The following is a 4,534-nucleotide window of genomic DNA, read 5'->3' on the forward strand; positions in this document are numbered from 1 at the left end:
AGACGACGATGTAGGGAACGCCGACCTGACGGGACAGCAGGATGTGCTCACGCGTCTGCGGCATGGGGCCGTCAGCGGCCGAGACCACCAGAATGGCGCCGTCCATCTGCGCCGCACCGGTGATCATGTTCTTCACGTAGTCAGCATGGCCGGGGCAGTCCACGTGAGCGTAGTGCCGGGCTTCCGACTCATACTCGACGTGCGCCGTGGCGATGGTGATACCACGGGCTTTCTCTTCCGGTGCGGAGTCGATCATATCGAAAGCCTGGGCTTCGCCGCCCCACTTTTCACCCATCACTTTGGTGATGGCCGCGGTCAGCGTAGTCTTGCCATGGTCGACGTGACCGATGGTGCCTACGTTTACGTGCGGCTTTTTACGCTCAAATTTTGCCTTGGACATTCGGACGACCTCCTACCGGTGCTCAGACGTCTTTCGTTACATCGGATAAACTGGAGCCCACAACCGGATTTGAACCGGTGACCTCTTCCTTACCAAGGAAGTGCTCTACCGACTGAGCTATGTGGGCAGAAACAGGTACGAGATACGAGGTTCGGGATACGAACGGCTTTTTTCCGTCCGACCGCTCTCGTATCTCGTATCTCGTAATCTCGTACCTCAGCTTGGAGCGGGTGATGGGAATCGAACCCACGTCATCAGCTTGGAAGGCTGAGGTTCTACCGTTGAACTACACCCGCAATTCAGGGCCAGGTTCCAGGACCTCATCGCCAGTAGCCCGGACTACCGGGCAGCAGGCCGTGTTCGTTCCTGGCACCTTGCTACTGTGTCTGGTGGAGGGGGGAGGATTCGAACCTCCGAAGGCTGAGCCAGCAGATTTACAGTCTGCCCCCTTTGGCCACTCGGGAACCCCTCCAAAACGTAAGCCCGCAATTTTGGGCCTCTTGCGCCTATTTGTCAACAGACCATTAGCGCGCTTGCTCATCTTGGGCAGCGTTTGCGTCACCCATCTGCCCACGGCAGATTCCAACAATGGAGCTGGCGAGAGGATTCGAACCCCCGACCGGCTGATTACAAATCAGCTGCTCTACCAACTGAGCTACGCCAGCACACGCCTCGCATTGGAGGCGGCGTATTCTAGCAGCCTATCGGGTGCAACGCTAACCTCTGGAGAGAAAATAGAGTTACCGGTTTAGCGTGGTGAACGGCAGGAGATACGAGTCACATCGATTTCGGGATTCTCCGAAACGAGGTTTTCCCAAGGCGGCTCTTCGGCGCCCGACCACTGCACCTCTACCCAATAACGTTTGGCCGTCATTTCCTTACGGTCGAGGCGGGGATTGGGACCGGAGAGAGAGAGTGCGCGGATCCGTTTCAGTCGCTGCAGGGCCGCTGCTTCGGTAGAGAATACCCCAAGCGAGATCGCGTTTGCGTATTCACCGTTACGCACGAGGTAGAAATCATTCATGCCGAAGGCCTGCAGCTCACGGATAACCCTTCGCGCATCAGTCCTGGACGAAACCGGCGGGATCAACACCCAGTGATTGCGCCGAGTCATCTGACTGGCGCCTCGGCCCGAGAGTCGCGCACCATTCTGCTGAATGGCCGCGGTCAGCGCATCAGCATCGGTCGCTTCCCGGAAGCCGGCAATTCGATAACATTCCGGGGGCAAGATAACAGGAGACTCGTGTTCCGTTTCGGAGGGAAGCGCCTCCGCCTGCTCAGGGGCTTCGGCTACGGCCGGGTCTCGATTGGCCACACCGGCGACCCTCTTGTCGGGCAGCACGGGGGCTTCGCTAAGCAAGGTCAAAGTGCCACCCGGACTTTCGACAGCCGGCATCTTGACCTCAGGCGGTGGCGTCTGTCGGGGCCGATAAACCCCTTCCCACGCGAAGTAGGCCAGGTTGGCGGCTATCAGTAATAAAAAAAGTGCCCTCATCGCCAGAGCGCCTCCGTACCTGCCAGCCGTGCGATACCTTTAAGGACCAACGCAGGGTCATAACGACAAGGTGTTTCGACAAGCGATTTCAGACGTCCGCCGTCCCCCCCGGTTAGCAGGCACTCAACCGGCGCTTTTTCTTCGCGCTCAAGGTGTCGGACTGCGCGCTCTACCATTCCTGCCAAAGCCGCCTCCTGACCGGCCTTTACCCCCTGCGTGGTGTCTACACCCCATTCCACCGCCAGGATCGACTCCGATGCGATCGACACTTCCCGAGTACCCTCGAGCAAGGCCGACTCCATCAAGCGCAGTCCGGGTGCAATCCAGCCGCCTTTATGCCGGCCTGCGCTATCCATGGCATCTATCGTACAGGCAGAACCCGCATCCACCACGACTGTGGGCGCAGTCGAAAGTGAGCGGGCCGCTATCAGTGCAGCCCAGCGATCCACCCCCAGTCTCGCCGGTTCACGATAGCCATTGGCCACCCCCGCCGCATGTGCAGTGCTTTGCAGCCGCAGGACGGGGCATTGCCACTGCCGGGTCAACCACTCCTGCAGGGCTGCAACCCGCAACTCTCCACCAACCGATGCGATGGCCACCCGCTCGGGGCGGCCCACTCCGTGCAAGCCGCTCCAATCCTCCGGTTCCAAGGCGAACGAAAGGGGCTGCGCGCCCATCCCTTGCAGCCCCCCCTCGTCAAACACTCCCCATTTGAGCCGGGTATTGCCCAGGTCAATCGCCAGGAGCATCAGCTTGCCCACCTTCGGATGCTGACCTCACCATAGCTCAACCTCTCGGTTCCTTCCTCATGTTCCACCAGAAACTGCCCTGCCTCATCAATTCCCCGCCCGATGCCGACAAGCTCGCTATCGGTGAACTGAACGGTCACCGGTTGCCCATAAAGGGCATCCCGGGCTCGCCAGGCGTTCAGAAAGCAGGGTAATCCGTATCGTTCGAACCGCTCCAGACTCTGCACCAAACTCCCGATCAGCGCACTCGCGGTGCCATTCCTGTCGAGGCGCGCGCCGGTTTCCGTGAGATCCGCCCAAGGTTGATCGATTCGATTGCCATCCAGTAAAGGCATCCCGATATTCACTCCGATCCCCACAATCACCTGACACTCACCCGTTGCCTCACCGGCTACCTCGATCAGGATTCCGGCCAACTTGCGATCCTCGTACAGCACATCGTTGGGCCACTTGAGTACCAGCCGGGCCGCCCCGACACTCTCAAGGGCCTCGATGACAGCAACGGCCACGGCGAGACTGAGCCCGCCGAGCTGCCCGGCCCCTTGAAAACGCCAAAGCAGTGAAAAATAGAGATTGGAGCCGAAAGGTGAGATCCAGCGCCGGCCCCGCCGCCCGCGGCCCGCCGTTTGGTACTCCGTCAGGCAGATGTGGCCCGATGGGTGCTCGCCGGCCACCCGGCCCAGATGGGCACTTGTCGAATCGACCGCAAATTTGAGGTCGAGCCCGACGCACCGATCAAGGACACGGGCATCCATACCCGCCAATATCCGTTGACGGTTCAGAAGATCGAGTGGTTTCGCGAGCCGGTGGCCACGGCCACGCACTGAATGCACGGATAGGCCCAAAGGCTCGAGCTGCTGCAGACGTTTCCATACGGCTGCACGGCTAATACCCATCAAGTGCCCAAGTTCTTCCCCGGAGTGGAATCGGCCATCCGCAAGCAGCCTGACCAGACGCTCGATAATTTCGCCCGGCTCACCGTTCAAAGCAGTTATTCACCCGACTGGTCGTGAATCCTGACCGCCAGCACATCACAGGAGGCGCTGTGCAACACGGCATTGGCCGTCGAGCCAAGCAAAAGCGCAGGCCCGTGCCGTCCGTGACTGCCCAGAACGATAAGATCACAGCCCAGTTCTTCAGCCTGGCCAATAATACCCGCTTTGGTGGAGCCCAATTTTACGGCTTGCCTGTTTTCAGGTATCCCGAGGCGGTGGCCAATTTCCCGAAGTCGCTCTCTGGCGTTATCGGCCAACTCTTTTTCGAAGCCTGCCGGAAGGGCCGGCAGGATATCGTATGCCGGATCAATGATGAGGGGCTCGATCACATGCACGAGGTAGAGTTCAGCATCGTACAGGTTTGCCAGGGACAGGGCCCGTTCACAGACCCGATCCGCCTCATCGGTGAAATCCACGGCAAGCAAGATTTTTCGGTATCCGGACACAACCTTCTCCTGATCGTGAATCCACACATAATCTACACCTGCCCTGCCGTTTCGTTAAGAGCGGGTTTTCAGAAAAGGGGGCAGTAGTCGGCCAGCTTGAGCCCCTCGGGCGTAAACTGCACCAATTGTTCACCCAAAGAAAAAGGCCCCAGCACAATGTGCTGGGGCCTTCTTGTTATAAAGCCTGGCAGTGACCTACTTTCACACGGGGAAGCCCCGCACTATCATCGGCGCTGAATGGTTTCACTTCCGAGTTCGGCATGGGTTCGGGTGGTTCCCATTCGCTATGGCCGCCAGGCAAACCGTTCGTCAATGACGCATCTGTCGCGTCATCGACCTTGTTCTGGGAAGTTGCTGTACATCAAAAAAAGGGTCCGGCATTCGACCGAAACACCAAACTGCTTGGGTGTTATATGGTCAAGCCTCACGGGCAATTAGTACTGGTTAGC

At 59.0% G+C, this 4,534-nt stretch carries 5 protein-coding genes, 4 tRNA genes and 1 rRNA gene; all 10 read right to left on the reverse strand.

What is annotated here, in order from left to right:
• On the reverse strand, window positions 1-400 hold a 400-nt coding region (locus BLP65_RS16440), incomplete at its 3' end, for a GTP-binding protein (protein ID WP_139181549.1).
• Window positions 401-451: 51 nt separating this feature from the next.
• Window positions 452-527, reverse strand: a tRNA-Thr gene (locus BLP65_RS16445).
• Window positions 528-622: 95 nt separating this feature from the next.
• Window positions 623-696 (reverse strand) — tRNA-Gly (locus BLP65_RS16450).
• 91 nt (window positions 697-787) lie between these two features.
• Window positions 788-872 (reverse strand) — tRNA-Tyr (locus tag BLP65_RS16455).
• Window positions 873-989: 117 nt separating this feature from the next.
• Window positions 990-1,065 (reverse strand) — tRNA-Thr (locus tag BLP65_RS16460).
• Window positions 1,066-1,148: 83 nt separating this feature from the next.
• Window positions 1,149-1,895, reverse strand: a complete 747-nt coding sequence (locus BLP65_RS16465) for an SPOR domain-containing protein (RefSeq protein ID WP_092999396.1) — start codon at window positions 1,893-1,895, stop codon at window positions 1,149-1,151.
• Window positions 1,892-2,644, reverse strand: a complete 753-nt coding sequence (locus BLP65_RS16470) for a type III pantothenate kinase (RefSeq protein WP_092999398.1) — start codon at window positions 2,642-2,644, stop codon at window positions 1,892-1,894. Before BLP65_RS16470 ends, BLP65_RS16465 begins: the two co-directional genes overlap by 4 nt.
• A complete protein-coding gene (gene birA, locus BLP65_RS16475) occupies window positions 2,644-3,630 on the reverse strand; it encodes a bifunctional biotin--[acetyl-CoA-carboxylase] ligase/biotin operon repressor BirA (RefSeq protein WP_175452630.1) in 987 nt (328 codons plus the stop codon). The genes BLP65_RS16470 and birA overlap by 1 nt, the downstream gene beginning before the upstream one ends.
• 5 nt (window positions 3,631-3,635) lie before the next feature.
• Window positions 3,636-4,085, reverse strand: coding sequence for a universal stress protein (locus BLP65_RS16480; RefSeq protein ID WP_092999402.1), 450 nt, complete (start codon window positions 4,083-4,085; stop codon window positions 3,636-3,638).
• Window positions 4,086-4,267: 182 nt separating this feature from the next.
• Window positions 4,268-4,383, reverse strand: a 5S ribosomal RNA gene (rrf, locus tag BLP65_RS16485).
• Window positions 4,384-4,534 lie beyond the last annotated feature (151 nt).

It is taken from the genome of Thiohalomonas denitrificans, from assembly GCF_900102855.1.
In the GTDB taxonomy this organism is placed as follows: Bacteria; Pseudomonadota; Gammaproteobacteria; order Thiohalomonadales; family Thiohalomonadaceae; genus Thiohalomonas; species Thiohalomonas denitrificans.

Coding starts and splice junctions, on each gene's coding strand:
- BLP65_RS16465 (WP_092999396.1), bottom strand. CDS start 1,895: ATGAGGGCACTTTTTTTATTACTGATAGCCGCCAACCTGGCCTACTTC.
- BLP65_RS16470 (WP_092999398.1), bottom strand. CDS start 2,644: ATGCTCCTGGCGATTGACCTGGGCAATACCCGGCTCAAATGGGGAGTG.